Source organism: Pandoraea commovens (assembly GCF_902459615.1).
Classification (GTDB): Bacteria; Pseudomonadota; Gammaproteobacteria; order Burkholderiales; family Burkholderiaceae; genus Pandoraea; species Pandoraea commovens.
This window is the reverse complement of the sequence record NZ_CABPSA010000001.1, coordinates 1,333,126-1,358,119: the sequence shown is the minus strand read 5'-3', so window position 1 is coordinate 1,358,119 and position 24,994 is coordinate 1,333,126. Positions and strand designations below refer to the sequence as shown.

General features: G+C 62.3%; 20 protein-coding genes. 14 read left to right on the top strand and 6 right to left on the bottom strand.

Translation table 11 applies throughout. The features are described 5' to 3' along the window. Positions 1 to 767: 767 nt before the first annotated feature. The 5 genes from PCO31010_RS05915 to PCO31010_RS05895 all read right to left on the bottom strand — a co-directional run bounded on the left by PCO31010_RS05915 (position 768) and on the right by PCO31010_RS05895 (position 5,758). Positions 768 to 1,016, bottom strand: coding sequence for a hypothetical protein (locus PCO31010_RS05915; RefSeq protein WP_150663362.1), 249 nt, complete (start codon positions 1,014 to 1,016; stop codon positions 768 to 770). A gap of 422 nt (positions 1,017 to 1,438) precedes the next feature. Further along, positions 1,439 to 2,476: a nucleotidyl transferase AbiEii/AbiGii toxin family protein gene (locus tag PCO31010_RS05910; RefSeq protein ID WP_150663361.1), complete on the bottom strand. Its 1,038-nt coding sequence runs from the start codon at positions 2,474 to 2,476 to the stop codon at positions 1,439 to 1,441. After that, positions 2,469 to 3,065 carry a DUF6088 family protein gene (locus PCO31010_RS26905; RefSeq protein WP_150663360.1) on the bottom strand — a complete coding sequence of 199 codons (597 nt, stop codon included), beginning with the start codon at positions 3,063 to 3,065 and terminating at the stop codon, positions 2,469 to 2,471. The genes PCO31010_RS05910 and PCO31010_RS26905 overlap by 8 nt, the downstream gene beginning before the upstream one ends. 138 nt (positions 3,066 to 3,203) lie before the next feature. Then, complete coding sequence (locus PCO31010_RS05900) at positions 3,204 to 3,914, bottom strand: hypothetical protein (protein WP_150663359.1); 711 nt, start codon at positions 3,912 to 3,914, stop codon at positions 3,204 to 3,206. An 8-nt stretch (positions 3,915 to 3,922) separates the two neighbouring features. Beyond that, the gene (locus tag PCO31010_RS05895) at positions 3,923 to 5,758 is read right to left on the bottom strand and encodes a 3'-5' exonuclease (RefSeq protein ID WP_246184455.1); all 1,836 of its coding nucleotides are present in this window, start codon (positions 5,756 to 5,758) and stop codon (positions 3,923 to 3,925) included. 2,257 nt (positions 5,759 to 8,015) lie between these two features. Between PCO31010_RS05895 and PCO31010_RS05890 the strand changes: the two genes are divergently transcribed. From PCO31010_RS05890 to PCO31010_RS05825, 14 genes are all read left to right on the top strand, one after another. After that, the gene (locus PCO31010_RS05890) at positions 8,016 to 9,218 is read left to right on the top strand and encodes a porin (protein WP_150663358.1); all 1,203 of its coding nucleotides are present in this window, start codon (positions 8,016 to 8,018) and stop codon (positions 9,216 to 9,218) included. 185 nt (positions 9,219 to 9,403) lie between these two features. Then, positions 9,404 to 10,204, top strand: coding sequence for a GntR family transcriptional regulator (locus PCO31010_RS05885; protein ID WP_150663357.1), 801 nt, complete (start codon positions 9,404 to 9,406; stop codon positions 10,202 to 10,204). A gap of 20 nt (positions 10,205 to 10,224) precedes the next feature. Continuing rightward, a complete protein-coding gene (locus PCO31010_RS05880; RefSeq protein WP_150663356.1) occupies positions 10,225 to 11,439 on the top strand; it encodes an ABC transporter substrate-binding protein in 1,215 nt (404 codons plus the stop codon). 4 nt (positions 11,440 to 11,443) lie between these two features. Beyond that, the gene (locus tag PCO31010_RS05875; RefSeq protein WP_150663355.1) at positions 11,444 to 12,316 is read left to right on the top strand and encodes a branched-chain amino acid ABC transporter permease; all 873 of its coding nucleotides are present in this window, start codon (positions 11,444 to 11,446) and stop codon (positions 12,314 to 12,316) included. 22 nt (positions 12,317 to 12,338) lie between these two features. After that, complete coding sequence (locus PCO31010_RS05870; protein WP_150663354.1) at positions 12,339 to 13,355, top strand: branched-chain amino acid ABC transporter permease; 1,017 nt, start codon at positions 12,339 to 12,341, stop codon at positions 13,353 to 13,355. Beyond that, positions 13,348 to 14,124 carry an ABC transporter ATP-binding protein gene (locus tag PCO31010_RS05865; RefSeq protein ID WP_150663353.1) on the top strand — a complete coding sequence of 259 codons (777 nt, stop codon included), beginning with the start codon at positions 13,348 to 13,350 and terminating at the stop codon, positions 14,122 to 14,124. The genes PCO31010_RS05870 and PCO31010_RS05865 overlap by 8 nt, the downstream gene beginning before the upstream one ends. Further along, positions 14,121 to 14,831 (top strand): ABC transporter ATP-binding protein, encoded by a 711-nt coding sequence (locus PCO31010_RS05860; protein WP_150663352.1) that lies wholly within the window; start codon positions 14,121 to 14,123, stop codon positions 14,829 to 14,831. The genes PCO31010_RS05865 and PCO31010_RS05860 overlap by 4 nt, the downstream gene beginning before the upstream one ends. Positions 14,832 to 14,835: 4 nt before the next feature. Then, complete coding sequence (locus tag PCO31010_RS05855) at positions 14,836 to 16,104, top strand: 3-isopropylmalate dehydratase large subunit (protein WP_150663351.1); 1,269 nt, start codon at positions 14,836 to 14,838, stop codon at positions 16,102 to 16,104. A 47-nt stretch (positions 16,105 to 16,151) separates the two neighbouring features. Continuing rightward, positions 16,152 to 16,682, top strand: a complete 531-nt coding sequence (locus PCO31010_RS05850) for a LeuD/DmdB family oxidoreductase small subunit (RefSeq protein WP_150663350.1) — start codon at positions 16,152 to 16,154, stop codon at positions 16,680 to 16,682. Further along, positions 16,676 to 18,376 (top strand): hydantoinase B/oxoprolinase family protein, encoded by a 1,701-nt coding sequence (locus PCO31010_RS05845; protein ID WP_150663349.1) that lies wholly within the window; start codon positions 16,676 to 16,678, stop codon positions 18,374 to 18,376. Before PCO31010_RS05850 ends, PCO31010_RS05845 begins: the two co-directional genes overlap by 7 nt. Further along, a complete protein-coding gene (locus PCO31010_RS05840; RefSeq protein ID WP_150663348.1) occupies positions 18,373 to 20,424 on the top strand; it encodes a hydantoinase/oxoprolinase family protein in 2,052 nt (683 codons plus the stop codon). The genes PCO31010_RS05845 and PCO31010_RS05840 overlap by 4 nt, the downstream gene beginning before the upstream one ends. A 22-nt stretch (positions 20,425 to 20,446) precedes the next feature. Next, positions 20,447 to 21,064 (top strand): cysteine hydrolase family protein, encoded by a 618-nt coding sequence (locus tag PCO31010_RS05835; protein WP_150663347.1) that lies wholly within the window; start codon positions 20,447 to 20,449, stop codon positions 21,062 to 21,064. Then, entirely contained in the window at positions 21,061 to 22,485 is a 1,425-nt protein-coding gene (locus PCO31010_RS05830) for an FAD-dependent oxidoreductase (protein WP_150663346.1), read from the top strand. The genes PCO31010_RS05835 and PCO31010_RS05830 overlap by 4 nt, the downstream gene beginning before the upstream one ends. Next, positions 22,482 to 23,357 (top strand): isocitrate lyase/PEP mutase family protein, encoded by an 876-nt coding sequence (locus PCO31010_RS05825; RefSeq protein ID WP_150663345.1) that lies wholly within the window; start codon positions 22,482 to 22,484, stop codon positions 23,355 to 23,357. The genes PCO31010_RS05830 and PCO31010_RS05825 overlap by 4 nt, the downstream gene beginning before the upstream one ends. A gap of 168 nt (positions 23,358 to 23,525) precedes the next feature. On the opposite strand, the gene PCO31010_RS05820 is transcribed toward PCO31010_RS05825, so the two are convergent. Continuing rightward, a complete protein-coding gene (locus PCO31010_RS05820; protein WP_150663344.1) occupies positions 23,526 to 24,749 on the bottom strand; it encodes a CaiB/BaiF CoA transferase family protein in 1,224 nt (407 codons plus the stop codon). Between the last annotated feature and the right edge of the window lie 245 nt (positions 24,750 to 24,994).

Here is a 24,994-nt window from a genome sequence, read left to right as displayed (position 1 = left end):
CCGTGCTACCGATGTCTATGAACTAGACACGTCTAAAGTGTAGGTTTTCATGTCTGAAACGTATTTGGGGAAATTCCGATATGCGTGAACGTATCTGCGAGTTGATCGCGCATGTCACCGCCCCTGACCGATGTTGGCGGGACATGGAGGACTTCACGGGTGTTCCGTCGAAGCGATGGCAGAACGTCGCCCGCGATCTTCAGCGACCGACTTCCGAAATGTTTGAAGCAATTGGAAAAGTCTGGCCTCAGTTTGCGTACTGGTTGATGACGGGACAAACTGACGAGGCCAGCGGGCACATCTCGCCCGCGCTGGAGCAGATGGCTCGGGACTTAAACAATCATCGGAAGGCTGGGTAGTCGCAGCCAAGGTGCTAAACCGTTGGATGCAGCGGCGTGAGCCGCGTTGACGTTTCATGAAAGTGTCCCCAACATCGCGTTGCGGTGTGCTATGCCGATTCGGTGCTGGGGGCGACTGGAAGTTGTTCTACTTGATGTCGTCGCTTTACGTTGGAAGGTGTACGGCGAACGCTGCTTGGTACTTCATCCCATCAGCGTTCTACGCGGTTGAGCCGCTAAGGAAAACAGCAAGATCGTTCATCGGCTCCTGGCAAACTGCGGGTTAGAAGTATCGCGAACCCTCGGGACCGCTATTCGGTTGCTGTTGCGTTCGTGGGGCGGCAGCGCATCGTGCCGCATTTGTCGGCGCAGAAAACAAAATGCCTCTCGCAATGAGAGGCATCAAGTGCGTAGTGAAGCGTAACGACTTCAAGAAAGCAGGAGCGGTGCGTTTCCTGCAAAACTCAGATCGTCATCTAACTGCTGCGTGACATCGAGAACCTCGTCAGCGAGGTCGCCCAACTGCTCGAAGTATGCGCTGGTGAATTCTGAGGGAATGGCTTCCGCACTTTCTTGATTGGCCGCGACCATGCAAAGCGCGACGAGTCGTTCGGAAAGGCAGTGCAACTTGTCGAGGGAGTCGCGAACCGGATTGGGAGTAGATACGAGAGGGGTCATGCTGTGTCCTCATGCTAACCGTTTCAATCCTGCCCCTCGTTAGACGAGAGGGGGCGGGCAGGCACTGGACTGGGGTAGCGGACCGCAGTTCTGAGGCGGCACACCCGAAGGTGTCCCTGCCCAGGCCTGCCCATTGATTAGGCATGCGTGAGGGTGCACACGAAGCCGCGATGCACTGCGGCTGTGTGCCCACACAGAACTAATGGGCCGCTACGCCCGGTCACGTTTGGGACGTGACGAGAACAAGCTTACAGAGACCGCACGCAGGCAACAAGAACGCGGGCGGCAAATTATGTGCGATGGGCAGGAATTCGGATTGGTCTTAGGCGAAGGTAAGGATATTTCCCCCGCAAGCGCTATTTGCGTGCCGGTATTGAGGTTACGCAAAGTTCTCGGCCGTCTACTCGAAGCGTTTTTCGTACTCAGGCTGCGTATGTGTCCGCAGCAGTGCGATTCAGAATGTCCTGAATGGTCCCGCATCTAAGCATCAACTCGTCGAACGTCACGTTGCTTTCGACCAGAACGTCGTCTTCAATCATGGCGCTGTAGTCCGTCCAAAGCGCGTCCCTTGCTGGCCCTTCCGGCACGATTCGCAGACCTCCTGACACGGCCTGTTGATAATCAATCACGTTTCCATCGCTGTCTTTCTCGATGAAGAAGCAGGACTTGTGCTCAGCCACCATCGACGCGACACCCATGTCCGCAAGAACGTTATCGAATTGATTGCTGGCGGCAATCGACATCAAGTCGTGCCAGTGGCGCGCATAGCGCTCGCCTCGGATTCTTCCTTGCGCGCAATAGACGTGGGCAGCGGTTGCTTTTTCCCAGAACGTCCGGGACAAGTTCATGACGAGTGGGGTTGCATCAGGGAATGAGACGCTATCCAAAATCCCGTCCATGTCGCACCGCACGGGCATTTCGGCGTGGGGCTCTCCGGTCGCGCGTCCGCCGAATTCCAGTCTGACGACTGGGGCGACATACCCCGTTCCGCTTGCAAGCGCCGGGTAACGGAGCAAAACGGTGTCCGTGCAGTCTTCGGCAAGTCCGACCGTTGCGTCGAGTCCTTCGCGGGTGAGGCCGTCGCTGATAACAGGGAGCACCTGTTCATTGATCCACGTAGGAAGTGCGCGCCGGACGGCGGCCGTCCATTTGCTGGACTGGCTGCGGCTTGATGGCAGCGATGTGCCCTCAGGGACCAGATCCGGGATCAAGCGGCGGATGTCGTAAGTGAGGTCAACGTCTTCGGAGAAGCGATCAATGAGTTTGTAGGCCTTGGATAGAGATGTTCCACCCTTGAAGGTGAGGTCCGTTGCTAACGCCGACGTGAACAGCGCGCGCAAGACCCACACCACCCATACGTCCTTTTCCAACAGATGAGGGGGCCTGCCGGTCTGCGCGCTGGAAAAGACTAAGGCTTCGTATTGCTCGTCCGTGCTGAGATCAAAGTAATACTCAGCCACGCAACGATTCCTGTCCTATTGCCTTTGCCATCCAAGATGGAAGGGCCGCGCGTGCAGATGTGAGCGTGTTCCAGTCGTCTGCCGACAATCGCTTATGGAGCGCGCTTAACGACTTGGTCACGTGGGCTTGGCCCATCCATGCCAGTGCGCGTACCGCATCTCCTGCTGACCCGCTTCCCAGCGCAAGCATCCATTGAGGTGCATGCTTTATTGCTACCACCGACCGCCCGAGCCGAAGCGTTCGGCTTCGCCCTGACGATAGAAATACCTCCCGAGTGGGGACCTGCTGCGTCAATCCGAGGGCATTTGCCGAATTTGCGCCGTGAGACACCACGACTTCGCCAGACTTCTCCGCGAACGCACGTACAACCTTTTCGGGTGCCGGTGGGCGAGTGCCAAACCTACCCGAAATCGGTGAAACGTACACGCCACGGGCCACCCGAAGAAGCTCGCCAGATTTCGTAAGACGCGAAAACGCTTGATCAATAGCCGCTCGACTTCCCAAATGCAGGAATTCCTTAGGCGACAGGACGCTGCCCTCAGAAAGCGAGCTGGCGTGCAGGCGAATGGTTTCGGGTAGCTTAGTCATCGATGAGGTCCATTTTGTCAGATATTATACTCTAGTTTCTGACATTAAATTCGAAGCTTCCGAGTCGTGATGGCTCGCTCGCCTGCTTTGCGACTCACGCGAGTGAGGTCATTGCGCTTGGCATCCCAATTTCTCGGCTTAACCGTCGGCTCGCTTGCGAGCAGTGAGGCTGTACTCGAGCAACGCAATCGTACGATCCATTTCTTGCGTCAGCCCATAGCCGAGCAGATTCAGAAAGTGGAACGCTGGCACAAGCAACGCAAAGCTCTGTACCCATGCATCAAGATGCCCCCATGCCGGGATCATGAGCATTGCAAAGGCAACAAGGGCGGGGAAGAAGCCAATTTTGTCCAACGCCCCCGCCAGCATCATCCCTCGCTTCTCAAATGCGTTGCGCTGATGTCGGTAGTGCGCAAGCACATACTCGACAGCCTCACCGTCACACTCCGTCAACTCCAGTACCATCGGCAGGTCCAATGCCATGTCGTCATCTAATGAATCGAGCAAAGGCGAGAACGGCGTTCGGTACAACGCTCGAAAGAACGGGACGGAGAGCACGACGGGGGAAATGAGCAAGGCAATTCCGAGCAGCGTGACCAGTATGCTCATGGCAAGGACGGTTTGGGCCAGCGCAGGGCTCTCGAAGATGCGGCTCACGATAGCGAGCACCACGCATTCAAGCAGGCCAATCACGCCTAGGGTGCGGACCAGCTTCTCGGCATTCTCCACACGTGCTACCCACCGGCTTTTGTGGCGCTCTGGGCGTTTTCGGGTAGTCAGCCTTCGGACAATCCCTTTCACCTGGTCAAGATCCTGCCTGCGAATTGTTGGACGAACACGTTGATCCATACGGCCTTTCAGTTCGCGGTGGGTTGTGGGGCTGCTGGAAACAGCTTCTTCATGAACAGGGACTCGCCGCTGCCCGTCACCACCAGTTGATGTGTGGCCCGCGTCGCTGCAATATAGAACAGCCGCGCCTCCTGTTCGAGATCGGCTGCTTCAGCCGACAGCAACCCCACCCCAGGGATCGCAACAAAGGGGTATTCGAGTCCCTTGCTGGCATGCATGGTCAGCACCGTCACCGCATCGGCAGTCGGTGAATAGGACTTCTTGTCACGTTGCTGCCATTGGTATGGAATTTTGGATCGAACCAATGAATCGACACAGGTCTGCCCTACCGACCAGGTGCGATAGACGATTGCCATGTCCTGCCAGGCAACCCCTTGTTGATGAGCTTGCGCCAAACAGCGAGCGATCTCAACCGCCTCGTCTTTGATGGATGGCAGCTTGATGAGCTGTGGATTGGGCCCGTCACGTCCACAGCTAACCGGACGAATCAGCGGCACGCCATCGTCATCGGTGGCCTTCGGGTCTAGGATGTCCTTGGCAATCAGCGCTGCCAGTTCGAGAATCTGCCGGGTATTGCGGTAGTTGATCTTAAGAATCGTCGTGCGCCCCTGAGCCTGCACTCCGACACTCTTGAAGCTGAAACCCCGGTGGCTTGACCGCTTGAAGATCGACTGCGCATCGTCATACAGAACCAACAGGTGATTGCTCTCGGGCGATACCATCTGCACCACGAGCTTAAACCAATCCGGCTCAAAATCGTGCCCTTCATCAATCAACACGGCGCCATACTGATTGCTTGGGATATGTCCACGGTCGACACTGTCGATCACGCGCTGGACTAACGCTGGAAAGAATGCCTCTCCTTCCGCACTGGGACGAGGCTGGTTGTAGGTCTTTAGTTGATCGAAGCACCAGCCGTGGAAGTGGCGAACGGATACCTTCTCCGACAGGCCCTTGGCCTCCATCCAGCTTTTCAAACGCTTGGACAACGGCTCACTGAAACACAGAATCAGAACGGGCTTCTCAGACGCACCCGCGAGGTACTCGGCACGGTAACCAAGAATCATCGTCTTGCCCGATCCTGCCACGCCGTGGATAACGCGGTGACCGTCCCCCAAGCTTCGTGCGAGCTGCTCCTGCTGCATGTCCATCACTGCCATAATATCTGGCAACTCAGGCTCATCGCCAAACAGCTCCTGCTGCTTGGACGAGACGCGAATTTCTGGAAAGAGAATCCAGCGCACCCGGTCGATCTGCGGCAGGGTCAACTTATCTCGAAACCGATACGAGAACATGTTCCACAGGCGTTCCTGAAAACGCTCTGCATCCACCGATTCAGTCATCTCATCGGAGCAGATCACACGTTCCGGCGGAATCGCATTATCCAACTGCCCTTCCACGAACTGCTTACGCGTCATGAACGGAAACACCACACCGTACGCCCACGGAAACCGCAGCTTCCCTTGATGCGGGTGCCCCAGCGAATTCACAAGCTGCGGATCGCGCTCAAGGGCGCGGATGATACCCGTAACGTAGCGCCTGGCCTGTTCAAGCGGATTGGTGACCTCTTTCGGACCAAAATCACCGTGGATGATCCAATCGCCTGGCGTTGCAACATTGATGGTGCTTGGTCGCCAATCCTTCACTTCGAGCACAAGCAACCCATGTGATGGGTGCAGGATTACAAAGTCCGGATATTTGTCGAGCGAGGCGATTCGTACGTCGTACCAAACTTTGTAATCGTCATCTAGCTTCTGTTCCAGTCGTTCGGCAAGGCGCTTCTCACCCGGGCACATTCTGCCAAGACAAGAGGAGAGCGAAGGGACAATGGTTGCAGTTGCCATAAACCGAGATTGTATAAGTTAGGTGCACTAATCTACCACGTACCAAAAGACTTACTGATGCGCTTTGTAGTGGTCAGCCCATCCCGGACGGCACGCTGATTCAGGAGTGGGCCGACCACAAGGGCTTTGTGCACACGGATGGCAGCAACACGACGACGATGGCGGTGACTTCAGGAGGCAAAGACGCGTTGGCGCAGGGGGGGCGCTTCCGGGCAGAAAGTGGCCTTTAGCATCCCGCACATTGAAGGTCCGCTTCTGGCCGGAAAGGGATGCCATCCGTGACGCGTTGGGTGCTCGGGAAAGTCCACCGCCACTTGCTCTCCGCGAGGCGAACAATGCGCAGCCCAACCTTGTTCGGCATATCTGTATTGCTGCACCAACGATTTGAGTGCTCGGAGAGCTAGTGCGTATGCCGCGCGCTTTTGGTTTGCTCCAACGGTTAAACCAATAAGGAAACGTCTGAGATTTGGCGCTCGGGAAGGCGGGGCAAAATGCTCATAAATTCTGGATTTCGAGCGCCCAAATATGGAAGATTCAGCCCCAAAAACAAAGCCATTTCCACAGCCGTATACACAACCCGCCGCGCATTACAAGTGCTACAAATTTGCTACAGCAAATTCGAATTCCCTTGAGAATCAGTTATTTATCTTGTCATTCTATTAACTGAACTACAGGGAGAGACTGGATGTGATCCTGCGGGACGCAATAGCATCGTTCTTGCAGGTACGACGTGAGGGCAAGAGTATAGCAAAATCGTTTCGGGCGAAGGCGCAGGCATCCACATGGGCACGCGAAATTGAGGTGCCGGCTGAAGGAGGCTGGATATGGTGTCGGTCAAGGCGCCGCTGCCGGCGATCTTTGCGCACTACCGGGAGCGGGGTGGCTACGGTTAATGCTGCCGCTTGGCTCGTTGGGCCGCCGCCATTTGGTTATTTTCCGAATTTTCGAATTCGCCGCGCTTCGCATTCGGCATCGCATGAAGCGCCGGAGCGCCCATGTGGCGGTCGAATCGCGTGACTGCGGCCTCCACCTGACCCATCCCAGATCGACCCACTCCCTCCCAAAGGCGGCATCGTTCACTACACTCGGTTCCTGCATGGCAGATCCTCCTCTGTCATGCGTCATCGCGGAGAAAGTCTTGGCCCCGGTGTATTTCAACCGGGGCCTTTTTTTCATCCGGATTTCCCCGGGAGCTAACGACTTGGTCACGTGGGCTTGGCCCATCCATGCCAGAGCACGTACCGCCTCTTTCGAAGAATCCGAGTCGCCGTGGTGCGTTCGCTTGCTTTGCGACTCACGCGAGTACGGTCATTGCGCTCGGCATCCCAATCTTGTGGCTTTAAGGAGGTCGATATTCGCGACAGAATCAAAGAGATCGTCGACACGGTTGTCCCGCGCCATCGCAGGTTCAAGGCGCTAGAGGAGCTGAGTGGACTGCAAGCGCAGACCTGGCGCAGCATTTATGAGGGACGTCAACGTGCGACGGAGGAGGCGATTCTCGCACTTTGCAAAAACTGGCCGAAATACGCGTATTGGCTGGGGACAGGAATGACTGATGAGGATCACGGTCATTCGTCGCCGATATTGGAGCGAGTGAGGCGTGATCGCAAGACGTTACGTAATTCGGGAGACCTTCGAATGAAGTGAGTGCGAAGGAGATCCCGGGCAAAGGGTGGTTGTGCCGCGAATCCGAATTCCCTGCGAGCCTATTCGATGCTCGCCTACGCGGCCGGGTCGGATCACTCCCATCGAAACTTGATCCAACTCCCACAAGATTGACGGCCTATCTACGCATTTCCATCGAGCAAAACGCCGCGCTGACGATGTCTCAGGAATTTCCCGATAGAACAACCGGGATTGGCATTTGTTCCATTGACGCTACAAATTGGCCCTCCTAGAGTCGTCGCCATGATGACTCGTTCCTCCCTGCCTATGCTGACGTCCGCCCGTATGCGAGCGGCACAGCGCGTTCATCGCGTGCTGCGCGAGTAACTCGCCGCCTCTCGGCGCGTGCGTGCGTTCACCGCGTTTGTCACGTTCATCCTTTGTGACAAATCGCATCCGACGCCGCCGCGCTCACCCCATTCGCCCCATGCCGGACGACGCGCCACTCGTGAGCGCGCCGCGGCGTCGTGCGCCCTCGCGATTCGATACGTGACGCGAGCGAGTCCAAAGCAACACCGGACTCGTCGCAACGGTCGACGCACGGCGTCGTGGGGCGCTGTTTTCCTCAACAACAAGAAAGACGCCCAACCTCATGACGCACTCCTCGCGCAAAACGTCAAAACTGCTGCCTTTCACTGGTGCTGCCGGTGCGGCCAGTGCCGCCAGTGTTGCTCTACTCCTCGCAAGTGTCGCTGCACCCGCGCACGCCCAGTCGAGCGTCACGCTCTACGGCCTGATCGAATCGGCCATCGTCTCGCAAAACCACGCCAGCCCCACTGGCGGACGCATCTACTCCGTCAATCAGGCCGGAGAAGGCTTCCTCTCCGCCAGCCGCTTTGGTCTGCAAGGCATCGAAGACCTCGGCGGCGGGATGAAAGCCCGCTTCGTGCTCGAGAACGGCTTCAACTCGCAAGCCGGCACCTTCGATCAGCAAGGTCAACTCTTCGGACGTCAGGCGTTCGTCGCGCTGCAAGGCGGATGGGGTGAACTCGCGTTCGGGCGTCAATACACCGGGGCCGTCGTCGCCATTTCGATGGTCGATCCGATCTTCATCGGTGCACCGCCCACGAACTCGTGGCTCGTCTTCCTGACAGGTCAGCGCTACAACAACGCACTCACCTGGACGAAGAAGTTCGGCCCGTTCGGCGTGAACCTGCAATACGCGTTCGGTGGCATCGCCGGGCAAGGCTCCGCGCGTTCATCCGCATCGGGTGGTGTGTCGTGGGAGCAAAACGGCAACGTCTTCACCGGCCAGTTGCAGCAGACGCACGACTCGCAAAGCCGCACCGCGAAGACGTGGTCGCTCGGCGGCAAAGTCAGCTACGGTCAATGGAAGTTTCATGCGGACTACCTGCAAAGCCAGCGCGATCCCGGCTTCGACGTGACCAACGGCGGTGTCGACTACGCGTCGATCACCAACATGAGCACGGCCGCCACACCCACCACCGTAGCCGCCATCGGCTCAGTGTTCTCCGCCGCTCGACGCGATCAGTTCTTCACACTCGGTGCGACCTATCTGCTCAGCCCGTCGTGGCAATTCATCGCCGCCTATATGTACAACAACACCACGGCGGTCAATTTCAGCGGCAAGCGCCAGACGCTCTACGGCGTCATCGATTACTTCCTCTCGAAGCGAACCGACGTCTACTTCGCCACCGCCTACGAGCGCGTCGACGGCGGCTGGAGCGGTCTGTTCGGCACCACGACCACTAACTGGACCGGCGGCAACGGTGTGAAGCTCAACGGTTTCGATAACCAGATGAGCTACTACATCGGTCTGCGTCACCGTTTCTAAACGGTCAAAAACGAAGCGGCGCAGCATCCAAAAATGCTGCGCCGCAACCTTGAAACCCTTGCTGTACCTGAGTTTGCAGGCGATCAAACAAATATCCCGAGCCGCTTAGGTGTTTTCCCGATAGGACATTTTGTCTGTACCTTTGTTCTATTGACCGGACATTATGACACTTCCAGAATCGCCGCATGGATACCCCACTTCCGCTTCCGAAATACCACCAGATCTACCTCGTGCTGCGTGAACAATTGCAGGAGGGGCGCTTCGATCAGGACGGTGTGCCCGGCGAGCATCTGCTAGCCGATCAGTTCAGCGTTGCGCGCATTACGATCCGCAAAGCGATGGAAATGCTTGTGGCCGACGGTCTCGTCGTGCGTCGCCCGGGACTCGGCACCTGGCCGCTGCATGCCGGTCAGCGCACCGGTGGAGGCAAGATGCCCGGCATTTCCCGGGAAAAGGCGCACCTCACGGGCCTGCTCGAAAACATCGTCAACATGGGTCTGCGCACGAGTGTCGCTGTGCTCGAATCGTCGGTCGTCGGCGCGAGCGACGCGGTCGCCGATGCGCTGACGCTCGCGCCCGGTGCCCCTGTCTACAAGAGCATTCGTGTGCGCAGCACGCAAGCCGGGCCGCTGTCGTACATCACCACGCACGTGCCGCAGGACATCGCGCAAATCCGTCGCGAAGAACTCGAACGCAAACCGCTGCTGATGCTGCTCGAAGAAGCGGGCGTCGAGCTGGGCGGGGCGACGCAAACCATTTCCGCGCGTCTGGCCGATGCCGTCGTGGCGCGCCATCTCGATATTGCCGTCGGCTCCGCGCTGCTCGCGGTCACGCGTCTCGTGCGCGACGTTGCCGACCGTCCGGTGCAACTGCTGCAAGGCCTGTATCGCCCAGATCGCTACCAGTACCAGCTTCAACTCTCGCGCGTCGGCGACATCGACGCCAAGGTCTGGGTCAGCGAAGAACTGTCCGCCCAATTCCACTGAACACGTCCGGAGAATCATTCATGAGTTCGCGTCGCACGTTTCTGCGTCAGTCCACCGCCATGGCCGCGCTCGCCGCTGCCTCCACCAGCACCCCGTGGCTCGCGCGTGCTGCCGGCAAGCCGGTCAAGATCGGCGTGCTTCACCCCGTCACCGGTGCACTCGCCTATTCGGGACAGCAATGCCGTCTGGGCGCGCTGCTCGCCATCGACGACATCAACGCGGCGGGCGGCATCAAGTCGCTCGGCGGTGCACCCATCGAAGCCATGCTCGGCGACGCACAATCGCGCCCCGAAGCCGGTTCGGCCGAAGTCGAGAAGATGAACGAAGCCGGTGTGTCGGCAATTCTCGGTGCCTACGCCTCGGCCATCTGTCTGGCAACGACGCAAACCGCCGCGAAGTATGGCCTGCCGCACGTGGTGGATGTCGGTGTAGCCGACCAGATCGTCGAGCGAGGCCTGACCAACACGTTCCGCTTCGGTCCCGGCTACCGCATGTGCTCGCTGCGCGCCGTCGACGACCTTGCCGCGTTGAATAACGCCGCAGGCAAGCCAGCGAAGACCGTCATGATCGTGCACGAGGAGTCGCTCTTCGGCACCGGCACAGCGGCGCTGCTGCAAAAGGAATTGCCCGCGCGAGGCTTCGAGATCAAGGAAGTCATCAAGCACGCGAACCCCACGCGCGACTTCAACAACATCGTGCTGCGCATGCGCTCGGTCAACCCGGACATCGTGATTCCGGCGAATTACTACAACGAATACGCGCTGCTGCTGCGTGCGATGAAGCAGCAGAAGGTGCGCCCGAAGGCGATCTACTCGGTGCTGGGCGGCGCGGCGTCGAGCTACAAATTCCTGAAGGAATTCCCGGATATCGCCGACGGCATCATCGACTGCAATCACTGGTTCAACCCGAAAGACCCGCGCGTGGCGTCGCTCAAGAAGCGCGTGGAAGCGAAGGGCGCTTACTTCAGTTACGAAGTGTTCATGACGTACACGGCCATGATGCTGCTGGCCGACGCCATCGAGCGCGCCAAATCGGTCGACCGCGCAGCCATCACGGCGGCGCTCGCGTCGAGCACGTTCAAGGATCACATCATGCCGTACGGTCCGACCAAGTTCGTGAACGGTCAGAACACGGGCGCGCAGCCGCTGCTCACGCAGGTCTCGGGCGGCGACATCAAAGTGATTCTGCCGGACACCTATCGCCAGGTCGCACCGGTCTTCCCGCTCAAGGCCTGACGCAATGTTAGATCCGGTCATTCTGCTCTCAGCCGTGCTCAACGGGCTCACGACGGGCGCGGTCTACGCGCTCATCGCGCTCGGCCTGACGCTGGTCTATGGCGTGCTGCACATCATCAACTTCGCGCACGGTGCGGCGTTGATGGTGGCGCTGTACGCCGTCTGGCTGCTTCGCGAGAAGCTCGGCATCGATCCGTACGTCGCGCTGCCGTTCGTCACGCTGGGCATGTTCGCGCTCGGCTACGCACTGCAACGCGTGGTGATCGAGCGCGCCAGCCACGGCAAGGACGAGAACATTCTGCTCGTCACGCTGGGGCTGGCCATCGTGCTGGAGAACCTTGCGCTGGTGGTGTTCAAGTCGGATACGCACACGATCGATACGCCGTACACGCTGGCTACCGTCGACATCGGCCCGGTCATGCTCGCGTTGCCCAAGCTGATCGCGTTCGGCGGAGCGCTTGCCGCTGCCGCCGTGCTGTTCTGGATCATGCGCTCGACGGATCTGGGACGCGCGATTCGCGCAGTCGCGAAGGAGAAACACGGCGCGAAGCTCATGGGCATCGATGTGGAACGCGTGTACGCGCTTTCGTTCGGCATCGGCATGGCCTGTGTGGGCGCTGCCGCGTGCTTCCTGTTGCCCACGTATTACGTCAATCCGCAGGTCGGCGGCGGCTTCGTGCTGGTGGCGTTCACGATCGTTGTGCTCGGGGGCATGGGAAGTTTCGTCGGCGCGCTCGTGGGCGGTCTGCTCATCGGTGTGGTCGAGTCGCTGGGTGGCCTGTGGCTGGGCGATTCGCTCGGCCAGATGGGCATCTTCGCCATCTTCATCATCGTCGTGCTGCTGCGCCCGCAGGGGCTCTTCGGCGCACGCGCCTGACGGAAGACGGCGGGAGAAAAAAATGAAAGATATTCGGATGATCGTGTTGTTCGGTGTCGTGATGACAGCGTTGCTGTTCACGCTCCAATCTGGCGTGTGGTTGTCGTTCCTCATGATGACGTTCTACACCGTGCTGCTTTCCCAGTCGTGGAACATTCTCGGCGGGTTCGGCGGGCAGTTGTCGTTCGGCCACGCGCTGTTCTTCGGCGTCGGCGCTTATGCGCAGGCGATCGCGCAATTGCAATGGGGCTGGAACCCGTGGCTCGCCATGCCGTTCGCGATTGCGGCGGGCACGGTAGTCGCCGTATTGCTCGGTGCCGTGACGTTCCGCTACGGCCTGAAGGGTTCGTACTTCGCGCTCGTCACGCTGGCGTTCGCCGAGGTGTTCCGCATTCTGGCCGTGTCGCTGCCGTTTACTGGCGCAGGCGTCGGTCTGATGGTGCCGCTGCGCCAAAGCCCGGGCAATCTTCAGTTCGCCTCGCCGCGCGGCTACGCAGCGCTGCTGCTCGTGTTCGTGATGGCGGCCTTGCTGGTCACCGCCTGGCTGCGTCATTCGCGCTTTGGTGCATGGTTGCAAGCGGTGCGCGACAACGAGAACGCGGCACGCGCCGTCGGCGTGAATCCGTTGCGTGTGAAGCTTGGCGCGATTGCGCTCTCGGGCGCGTTCATGAGTGCGGCGGGTATGTGCTACGTGCAAATGTTCCAGTACATCGATGCTGGGATCGCTTTCGGTTCGACGATTTCGGTCGAGGCGCTCGTTGGCGTGATCGTGGGGGGCATGGGCACGCTCTGGGGCCCGGTCTTCGGTGCGGCCGTGTTGTACACCCTCGGCGAGTTCACTCGCAACCTGTTCGGCGAACTGCCCGGCCTGTCGATGGTGATCTACGGCGCCGTGCTGATCCTGATTGTCATGTTCCTGCCGCGTGGCATCACGGGCGCAGGCGCGTCGGTGCGCCGCTTGCTGGGCATGGATGGGAAGAGCCGCGCCGCGCATGGCGCGCAGCCGACGACGTCGCGCGAGGAGAAGGCCCGTGTCTGACATTTTGTTGAGGGCCGATGGCTTGTCCATCACGTTTGGCGGTCTCAAGGCCGTGCAGGACGTCAGTCTCGACGTCAAGGCCGGTACGCTCACGGCGCTCGTGGGTCCGAACGGCGCAGGCAAGACCACGCTCTTCGGTCTGCTCTCAGGCTTTCTCACGCCCACGGCCGGCCGCGTCGAATTTCAGGGGCGCGACATCACCGGTCAGGCACCGTACGACACGGCGCGTCAGGGGCTGACGCGTACGTTCCAGATCGTGCAGCCGTTCGGCGCGCAGACGGTGCGCGAGAACATTGCCGTTGGCGCGCATCTGCACCAGCGTGACCGTCGGGCTGCGTTGCGCGAGGCCGAGGAAGTCGCGCTGCGCACCAATCTGCAAGCGCAGCTCGACAAGCCAGCGGCGGACCTGACCGTGTGCGGGCGCAAGCGTCTAGAACTGGCCCGCGCACTAGCGACCAAACCCCGTCTCTTGTTGCTCGACGAAGTGCTCGCGGGCCTGAACCCGAGCGAGATCGATGAAGTCATTCCGGTCGTGCGCGAGATCGCGGACAGCGGTGTGACGGTGCTGATGATCGAGCATGTGATGCGCGCCGTCATGAGTCTGGCCGAACACGTGTGGGTCCTGGCGCAGGGCAGGTTGATTGCGGCAGGCACGCCGCGTGAAGTGACGTCCGACCCGGTTGTGATCGAAGCCTATCTGGGGCATGGCACCGCCGCGCGGCTCGCCGCTCAGTCGGGTGCGCCGATGGCGATGGGAGGTGTGCAATGAGCCATCTGCTCGAGGTGGAAGGCCTGCATACCGGCTATGGCCGCGTGGAAGTGCTGCGTGGCGTCGATCTGACGGTCGGCGAAGGCGAGATCGTGGTGCTGCTCGGCAGCAACGGCGCGGGCAAGTCCACGCTGAACAACACGCTCTCCGGCATCAATCCTGTGTGGTCGGGACGCGTGCGCTTCGACGGTCACGATCTCACCGGCCGCCATTACCGCGACGTCGTCAAAGCCGGGCTGATTCAAGTGCCGGAAGGGCGTCGCATCTTCCCGAACCTTAGCGTGCGGGAAAACCTGGCGCTGGGCGCGTTCGCACGTGGTCGCGCGTCGCGCGAGCAGGGGCTCGAGCGCATGCTCGACCTGTTTCCGCGTCTTCGCGAGCGCATCGATCAGGCAGCGGGGACGATGTCCGGCGGCGAACAGCAGATGCTCGCGATCGGACGCGGTCTGATGGCCGAACCCCGTCTGCTGATCCTTGACGAGCCGTCGCTCGGCCTCTCGCCGCTCATGGTGGAAGAGCTGTTTTCGCTGATCTCGCGTCTGCAACGCGAGGGCCTGTCGATCCTGCTGGTGGAGCAGAACGTCGGCCAGTCGCTGGAGACCGGTCAGCGCGGCTATGTCCTCGAAAACGGTGCGATCCGCCATCGCGGCACCTGCGCAGAATTGCTCGCCAGCAGCGATCTGCGCCGGGCCTACCTCGGAATGTAAGGGAATGACTGTGCCTCAAACTCTGACGCAAAAGCTGCTGGCAGCGGCGTGTGGCCGGGACGAAGTCGCCGTGGGCGAGATCGTCACGTGCGGCGTCGACCTCGCCATGTTCCACGATTCCAGCGGTCCCCGCCGCTTGCAGCCGATGCTCGAATCGCTCGGCGCGCAACTGTGGGACAAGTCCAAAGTCGTGCTCGTGATCGATCACTACGTGCCGGAAACCGACGACGAATCGCGCCGTATCGTGCGCATCGCCCGCGACTGGGCGAGTGCGCAACAACTGCCCAACGTCTACGACTCAGTAGGCATCTGCCACGTGGTCGTGCCCGAACACGGTCATCTGCGTCCAGGCATGTTCTGTGTCGGCGGCGATTCGCATTCGCCCACGGGCGGTGCGTTCGGCGCGTACATGTTCGGCATCGGCAGCACGGAAATGCTGGGCGTGGCGGTGTCCGGTGAAATCTGGGTGAAAGTACCCGACACGATTCAGATGCGCTGGGACGGCAAGCTCGCCGACGGTGTGACCGCCAAGGACATGATGCTGCACATGATCGGTCGCTTCGGTATGAACGGCGGACGCTATCAGGCCATCGAGTTCTGCGGCGAAGCGGTGCGCGCCCTGTCGATGCAGGAGCGCATGACGCTCTCGAACATGAGCGCCGAACTCGGTTCGCAAGTCGGTCTGATCGCACCGGATACCACGACCGTTGAGTATCTGCGCGCGGTGGGCGTGACCGATCCTATCGACGTCGACCGCTGGCAGAGCGATGCCGGTGCGCACGCTGAAATGCATACCTTCGACGCGAGCACGCTCGCCCCGCAGGTCGCCGCCCCGCACAGCCCGGCCAACACGCGCGCCATCGACGAATTTGCCGACGTGACGGTGGACGTCGCTTATCTCGGCGCATGCACCGGCGCGAAGCTCGAAGACCTGCGCGCAGCGGCGCGTGTGCTCAAGGGACGCCGCGTCGCCGACGGCATGCGCTTTGTCGTGGCCCCGGCCTCGGCGCGCGATCAGGCGCAGGCCGCGCGTGAGGGCGTGATGGACGTGCTGGTCGACGCTGGTGCACAAGTGCTCGCCAACACCTGCGGCGCATGTGCGGGCTATGGCGGCTCGATCCCCGAAGGGGCGACGGTGCTGTCGAGCACCGCACGCAATTTCCGCGGCCGCATGGGGGCAGAGACGGCGCAGGTCTACCTCGGTTCGCCATACGCCGTGGCTGCGGCCGCGCTTACCGGGCGTATCGCCGACCCGCGCGGACTGCTCGCCTGAGCGCCTGTCCGACTCATCGACGATTCCTCGACTTCCTCACTTCTGACATGACAACGCCAACGTCTTCTTCCGGCCGAGCGTGGCGCGTCGGTGCCGACATCGACACCGACGCGCTCGCACCCGGTGCCTACATGAAGTTCGGCATCGACGAAATCGCCCGCCATTGCCTGCACCGCGTGCGTCCCGAGTTCGCAGCCGATGTGCGTCCGGGCGATGTTCTCGTCGCTGGTCCCAACTTCGGCATCGGGTCGTCACGCGAACAGGCGGCTGCCGCGCTCGTGCATCTCGGCGTGCGCGCGGTGATCGCGCCGTCGTTCAATGGCCTTTATTTTCGCAACGCCTTCAACGTGGGGTTGCTGCTGCTGACCTGCGCCGACGCACAGCGCATTGCCGAGGGCGAAGCCCTCACGCTCGCGCCGCGCGACGGTTACGTCGAACAGGCCGATGGCAGCCGGCTGACTTGCGAGACTGTACCGGGGTTCCTCCTCGATATGGTCGACGCCGGTGGCCTGCTCAATCTGCTCAAGCAGCGCAGTACGGCATCCCCATCGACATCTCACGGAGTTTCTTCATGCTAGATCCCGTCACGCTGGCGGTCCTGAAAGGCCGGCTGGAGCAGATCGCCGACGAAATGGACGCGACGCTCTACCGCAGCGCATTCAACCCGATCATTGCCGAGGCGCACGACGCCTGCCACGGCATCTACGACGCCACCACCGGCGCAACCCTCGTGCAAGGCAAGTCGGGCCTGCCCGTATTCGTCGGCGCGATGGCGTTCGCCGTACAGGCGGCCGCACGCGCAGCGTCCGAGCGCGGCGGCATGGTCGAGGGCGACGTGTGGCTCTTCAACGACCCGTACGAAGGCGGCACGCACGCCAACGACTTCAAACTCGTGCGTCCGGTGTTCCGCAACGGCAAGCTGTACTGCTTCCTTGCCTCGGCGGCGCACTGGCACGACGTGGGCGGCGCGGTGCCCGGCAACTACAACCCGGCCGCGACCGAATGCTGGCAGGAGGCCGTGCAGATCCCGCCGGTGCGCATCGTGCGACGCGGTGAACTCGATCTCGACGTGCTCGCCATTCTCAAGGCCAACACGCGTCTGCCCGACAGCCTGTGGGGCGATCTGAACGGTCAACTCGCGGCGCTCGAACTCGGTGGACGTCGTCTGTCGGATCTGCTCGACGAGTACGGCGACGGCACGGTGCAGGACGCGCTCGGTCAGTTGCGCGAGCGTGCCGTCAAGCTGATGCGCACCCACGTGGCGGCGCTGCCCGACGGTGAGTACGTCTATGAGGACACGCTGGATAACGACGGTGTGCGCGACGAGCCGCTCACGATTGCGCTGCGCATGCGCGTCGAAGGCGACTTGCTCACGCTTGATTTCACCGGCACGTCCCCCGCGTGCATGGGACCGGTCAACATCTCGCGCGCTACTGCCATTGCCGCTTGCTACGTCGCGCTCAAGCACCTGTTCCCGGATGTCCCGGCCAACGCCGGTGTGCTCGACGCGGTGCGCTTCGCGCTACCCGAAGGGTTGCTGATCTCGGCGCAACGTCCGCGTCCGGTCGGTGGTTACACCGAAACCATTCTGCGCATGATCGACGTGATCTTCTGCGCGATGGCGAAAGCCGCACCCGAGCGCGCGATGGGGCAGGCGTACGGCACGATCAACGCCTTGTCGATTGCCGGGTATCGCACCGACGAAGCGCGACGCGGCCAGCGCTGGGTGATGTTCAGCTTCTTCGGCGGCGGTCACGGCGGGCATATCGACGGCGATGGCCTGTCGCACGGTAACGCGCCGATCTCGACGGCGACGATTCCGCCCGTGGAGATTCTCGAAGCAGCGTATCCGGTGCGCTTTACGCAATGGGCGCTGCGCCCCGATTCGGCGGGCGACGGCGCGCATCGCGGCGGTCTGGGTGCCATCTACGAAATCGAGTTGCTCGAAGACAGTGCGGAAGCGTTCGTGTTCGGCGAGCGTGGCCGTTCCGCGCCGCAAGGGATCGCGGGTGGCGAAGCATCGGTGCCGAACGTCTTCCGCTACCAGAACGAAGGGCAATGGCACACGCCGCCGATGGCTTCGAAGATGCTCGGCATCAAGCTGACGAAGGGTGAGCGGGTACGACTGGAGACGCCGGGCGGCGGGGGGTATGGGGCACCGGCGCAGCGCGACGAAGCGGCCCGCGCGCACGACCGTGAGATGGGCTACGTGACGACACAAGCCACCGTGCAAGGTGAGCGCGGCGCGACCAAGAAGGAGCAACAGGCATGAGCGAAGCAGCAACGATTGTCGGCGTCGACGTGGGCGGCACTTTCACCGACTTGTTCGTCCTCGACGAAGCGGCCGGTGTGGCGCGCATCGTCAAGGTGCCCTCCACACGCGGCGAAGAAGCGCGCGGTTTCATGAACGGCATCGAGCGTGTCGATACGCAAGGGCGCGGGGCTGCGGCCATCGCGACCATCGTGCACGGCACGACCGTCGGCACGAATGCGCTGCTGGAGCGCAAGGTGGCGCGCACCGGGATCATCACGACGTCGGGCTTTCGCGACGTGCTGGAGATGCGCCGCCGCGACCGTCCCGCCACCTGGGGGTTACGCGGCAATTTCACACCGATCGTGCCGCGCAATCTGCGTCTTGAAGTCGACGAGCGCGTGCTGGCCGATGGCACAGTGCACACCGACGTCGACATCGCGCAGGTCGAAGCGGCGGCGCGCGCCTTGCTCGAAGCGGGCTGCGACGCCGTGTGTGTCTTCTTCGTCAACGCGTACGCCAATCCCGTCAACGAACAACGCGCGGTCGCAGCGGTGCGCGCGCTCTGGCCGAACGGCAATGTAACGGCGGCCACCGAAGTGCTGCCGGAAATTCGCGAGTTCGAGCGTTGCTCGACAGCCACGCTTAACGCCTCGCTGCAACCGGTGGTGGGCAGCTATCTGACGCGTCTGGAGAGCGACCTGAAGGCGCGTGGCTTCGGCGGGGAACTGCTCGTCGTGCAAAGCAACGGCGGCATCATGTCGCGCCAGACGGCCTGCGACGTGCCGGTGCGCACGGCGCTCTCCGGCCCGGCGGCTGGTGTGATCGCGTGCGCGGCCATCGCGCGTTCGGCGGGCTTCGCGAACGTGGTGACAGGCGACATGGGCGGCACGTCGTTCGACGTCTCGCTGGTTGCGAACGGTGAGGCCTCGCTCGCAGCGCAGACGTCCATCGAATTTGGGATGGTGGTGCGCTCGCCGATGATCCAGATCGAGACCATCGGCGCGGGCGGTGGCTCGATTGCCTCCGTCGACGCGGGCGGGCTGTTGCAAGTCGGTCCGGAGTCGGCGGGCAGCGTACCGGGACCGGCGTGCTACGGACGAGGCAACACGCGCCCGACCGTGACCGATGCCAACGTGCTGCTCGGCCGGATTGCCGCGGATCGTCCGCTGGGCGGCGGATTGCTCGCCAAGCTCGACGGCAACCTCGCCTTGCAGGCCATCGATACGCACGTGGCCAAACCGCTGGGCCTCGATGCCTATGCCGCTGCGGAAGCGATTCTGACCGTGGCCAATGCCAAGATGGCGGGCGCGATCCGTCTTGTGTCTATCGAGCGTGGGCACGATCCGCGACAGTTCGCTTACATGCCGTTCGGCGGCGGCGGCGCGCTGCACGTCTGCGCGATGATGCGCGAAGTCGGCACGACCACCGGCATCGTGCCGCGTTATCCGGGGGTGACGTCTGCGCTCGGTTGCGTGATCGCGGACATGCGTCACGACAGCGTGCAGACGCTCAATCAGCCGCTCGCTGCGCTCGATACGGACGACCTCGCCGAGCGTGTGGATGGGCTGGCGCAAGCGTGTCAGGCGCGTCTGGATTCGGCCGGTGTGCGCTTCGACTCGGTGCGCGAGATCATCGAACTCGACATGCTCTATGTGGGGCAGAGCCACACGGTGCGCGTGCCGGTAGCGCGCGAACGACTGGATCGGGACGGCATTGCCGCCGCTTTCGAGACTGCCTATCGCGACGCCTTCGGCCGTGCGCTCGACGGCATTCCGGTACGCATCATGAACCTGCGTTACGCGCGCATCGGTGTGCGTCCGAAGTTCGACCTCGCGGTGCTCGCACCGCAGGCGAACGCGATGCCCGAGCCGCTCGGCAGCCAGCGCGTGTATCACGCCGGACAGTGGTGGGATGCGGTGCGTTATGCGCGTCTCGACCTGCCGGTGGATGCGAGCGTCGCCGGTCCCGCGATTCTCGAACAGTCGGACACGACGATCTGGCTCGAACCGGGATTCTCCGGGCGCGTCGATGCGCTGGGCAACCTGCTCATCACGCGCGACGCCTGATGCCCGCGACAGGAGCCATGACATGAGTCAAACCTCTTTGCTCGACCCGGCGCGCACGGCACTCGTTATCGTCGATCTGCAAAACGACTTCATCACGCCCGGCGGTGCGTACGACCGGGGTGGTGCCGCAACACCTGAAGCGCAAGCGTTGCCCGCGCGCGTCGGGCCGATCGCGCAATCGCTCAAGGCCGCAGGCGGTTTTGTCGCGGCTAGCCAGTTCACGTTGTGGCCGGACGCGAACGGCGAGCCGATGATTTCGCCGCATCTGAAGCAATTGCGGCCGTTCCTGCGCCGTGGCGATTTTGTCGCGGGAACGGACGGTCATGCCACCGTGGCGGCGCTGGCGAAGCACGTCGACGTGTCGGTCTGGAAGGTGGCGTACTCCGCCTTCTTCAACACGCAACTGGACTGGGTGCTGCGACGTGCCGGTATCGACACGGTGGCGGTGTGCGGCATCGTGACCAACGGCGGCGTGGCGAGTACGGCGCGCGATGCGCACATGCGCGACTACCGCGTGCTGGTGCTCTCCGACGGATGTGCGGCACCCACCGTCGCCGCGCACGACGCCGCGTTGGCCGACCTGCGCACCGTTGGCGAGATCGTGACCTGCGAGGCCTTTGCAGGCCGCATCGCGTCATGAGCGGTCCTACGACACCGGTCGTTCGTCAGGGGCGGCCGCCGGTGGACGATCTGCCGCAAATCAGCGTGGTGATCGTGGGGGCAGGCGCATGCGGCCTGACTGCCGCGCTGGTGCTGCAAGACGCGGGCATCGACTGCGTGCTGCTTGAGCGTGACGCCATTCCCAGAGGCTCGACGGCACTGTCGTCGGGCTTCATTCCGGCGGCGGGCAGCGCGGTGCAGCGCGCGCTCGGCATTGATGACAGCGCTGCGCAGTTTGCGTCCGACGTCATGGGGAAGACGGAAGGCACGGCGGCGGCGCATCTGGTACGGGCGTATTCGGAGGCGTCCGGTCCGGCGATGGATGCGCTCGCGCGCCACGGGCTGACGTTCGACATTCTCGACGGCTTCCTTTACCCCGGCCACAGCGTGCGGCGCATGCACAGCCTGCCCGAGCGGACCGGTGCGGCGTTGATGGCGGCGCTCGAGCGTGCCGTGCAGGCAACCGACGCTCACGTCATGACGAAGACGCTGGTGCGCGAGCTGTGGGTGGATGCGTCGGGCAAGGTGCAGGCGGTTGGTTGCGTGCGTCCGGATGGCGCGATGGAATACCTCGGCTGCGACATGCTGCTGCTCGCCTGCAACGGCTTCGGCGGTAATGCCGGGTTGCGTACCGAACTGTTGCCCGAAATGGCACACGCGGTGTACGGCGGCCATGAGGGCAACGACGGCAGCGCCTTGCTCTGGGGGCGGGCGCTCGGCGCGGCAACAGCCGATCTGGGCGGCTATCAGGGGCACGGCTCGTGGGCGAGTCCGCACGGCGTGCTGATCTCGTGGGCCGTCATCATGGACGGCGGGGTGCAGATCAACCGGGAAGGGCGGCGGTTTCATGACGAAACGCACGGCTACTCGGAAGCGGCCGTGCACGTGCTCGCACAAACGGATGGCATCGCCTGGAATGTGTTCGACGCGCAGACGCTCGCACTGGCGCGCACGTTTCCCGACTTTCAGGAAGCCGAAGCCGCAGGTGCGCTCAAGACCTGTGCCGACCTCGACGCGCTCGCCAGTGTCATCGGCTGCGACGTGGCGACGCTGCGCGAAACGTTGGACGGCGTCGCGCCCGGCGTGAATGCCACCGATGGCCGCCGGTTCAGGCGCTCGCTCGTCGCGCCGTATTACGCAATTCGGGTCACGGGCGCGCTGTTTCATACGCAGGGCGGACTCGATATCGACGCCGCCTGCCGGGTGCTGCGTCCCGACGGATCGCCGATGCCCAACCTGCTCGCCGCAGGCGGTGCAGCGCGCGGCGTGTCGGGCAATGCAGTGTGGGGCTACCTGTCCGGTAATGGCCTGCTCTCGGCCGTCGCGGGCGGCTACATCGCGGCGAATACGATGATTGGCTCACTCGCCGCCATCACGAACACTCAGGAGATTTCTTCATGACGGCTTCGTCATCTGTCCAACTGTCGCTCCGACAGCGCCTCTCGCAAGGTGTGCTGCTGGCGCCCGGCGTGTACGACGCCTTGTCTGCCCTCATCGCCGCACAGTCCGGCTTCGAGGCCCTGTATCTCTCGGGGGCATCGATTGCCTATACGCGGCTCGGCCGCTCCGACATCGGTCTGACCACGTTCCCGGAAGTCGAAGACACGGTTGCACGGATTGCCGAGCGCGTGTCGGTGCCGGTGATCGTCGATGCCGATACCGGTTTCGGTAACGCGCTCAATGTCAAACGCACCGTGCGTGGTTTCGAGCGGGCGGGGGCGGCCATGATCCAACTGGAGGATCAGACGTTTCCGAAACGTTGTGGCCATCTCGATGGCAAGGGCGTGGTGCCTGCTCAGGAAATGGCGGGCAAGGTGCGGGCGGCCGTCGATGCACGGCATGACGCCGAGACGCTGATCCTCGCACGCACCGATGCGATTGCCGTCGAAGGACTCGACGCCGCACTGGACCGCGCTGAGCTGTATCTCGAAGCCGGGGCCGATGCGCTTTTCATCGAAGCGCTGCGCACGACCGAGCAGATGACTGCGGCCTGCGAGCGCTTTGCCCATCGTGTGCCGTTGCTGGCGAACATGGTCGAAGGCGGCAAGACGCCCGTGCAAAGTGCGCAGGCACTCGCGGATATCGGCTTTCGCATCGTCATCTTTCCCGGTGGCACCGCGCGTGCGGTGGCGCATACGTTGCAGGGCTATTACGCCAATCTGCACGCGCAGGGCACGACGGCGGCATGGCGCGACCGGATGCTCGATTTCGACGGTCTGAACACGGTGATCGGTACGCCTGAACTGCTGGCCGAGGGCAAGCAGTACGAGTGATTCGTGACGCCAGGGAAAGAATAGGGACGTCTACGATGACGGTGTGACGTCCGTCAGGGTCTCGGCGTGGAACGTGGGTAGCGCCGGAACACGGGGCCTGTCGCGATGAGATTCGCGACAGGCCCTTTTTGCATCAGGCAGACTGCCCGGATGGCGCTTGAGTCGGTCTCACACCACACCATCGGTACGCAGGCCTGCGATCTTCACATCATCAAAGCCGAGCCGTTCGCGCAGGATCTCGTCGCTATGCTGGCCGAGCGTTGGCGGGGCGGTGCGCGCGAGCGGGGGCGTCTCGCTCATCTTCATGGGGCTCGCGACCAGTCGCGACACACCACCGGACGCGTGCGGCAACGCGACTTCCATGCCACGCGCCTTGACCTGCGGGTGTGCGAAGACTTCGGGCAGCGTGTTGATCGGGCCGCACGGCACGCCGGACGCTTCGAGCTTGTCGATCCAGACGTCCTTGCCGAACTTGCGCACCATTTGCGCGAGCAGCGGCACTAGCGTCTCGCGGTGACGGACCCGCGACGGGTTGGTGGCGAAGCGCTCGTCGTCGGCCAGCGCTGGCTCGCCACCGGCCTCCACGAACTTGCGGAATTGCCCGTCGTTGCCGACCGCGACGATGATCCAGCCGTCGTCGCCCGTCTGGAAGGTCTGATACGGCACGATGTTCGGATGCGCGTTGCCCCAGCGCACCGGCGCTTTGTCGCTGGCCAGATAGTTCGTGTTCATGTTCGCCAACATGGCCACCTGCGTGTCGAGTAGCGCCATGTCGATGTACTGACCCACGCCGGTGCGGTCGCGGTGGGTGAGGGCGGCCATGATCGCGAGACTCGCGTACATGCCCGTCATCAGATCGGCAATCGCTACACCGGCCTTTTGCGGGCCGCCGCCGGGCAGCGCGTCGCGCTCGCCGGTGATGCTCATGAAACCGCCGATACCCTGCACGATGAAGTCGTAACCTGCACGCGAGGCGTACGGGCCGTCCTGCCCGAAGCCGGTGACCGAGCAGTAGACGAGATCCGGCTTGACCGCTTTGAGCGAGGCGTAATCGAGGCCGTACTTGGCCAGTTGTCCGACCTTGTAGTTCTCGACGACAACATCGCTCTGCGCAGCCAGCGCCTTGACGATGGCCTGTCCTTCCGGTCGGGAGATGTCGAGCGTGAGCGAGCGCTTGTTGCGGTTTGCCGCGAGGTAATAGGCGGCTTCGGCCGTGTCGTGGCCATCGGCATCGCGCTGGTAGGGCGGGCCCCAACTGCGGGTGTCGTCGCCCACGCCGGGACGCTCCACCTTGATCACGTCTGCGCCCAGATCGGCCAGATTCTGCGTGGCCCACGGACCGGCCAGCACACGCGAAAGGTCCAGTACCCGGATATGACTCAGCGCACCCATCGTTCGCTATCTCCTTGTGTTTCGATTTGTCTTCGTTCGTCCGGGGCCTCGTTTGACCGACGTCGATTCGTCAACGATCGTTGGCTCGAACATGTTGCGGAACATTGTTTTGCAATGCGGAACTTGTGAGTGAGAGTCTACGGCGCACGCGCGGTGGCTGACCAGCGCCGTTTCGCACTGCGGTTAGCGGCGGGACGCTGTGGAGAGGTCGATTTCCCGTATAATCAAAAGTTTGCAAAATACCC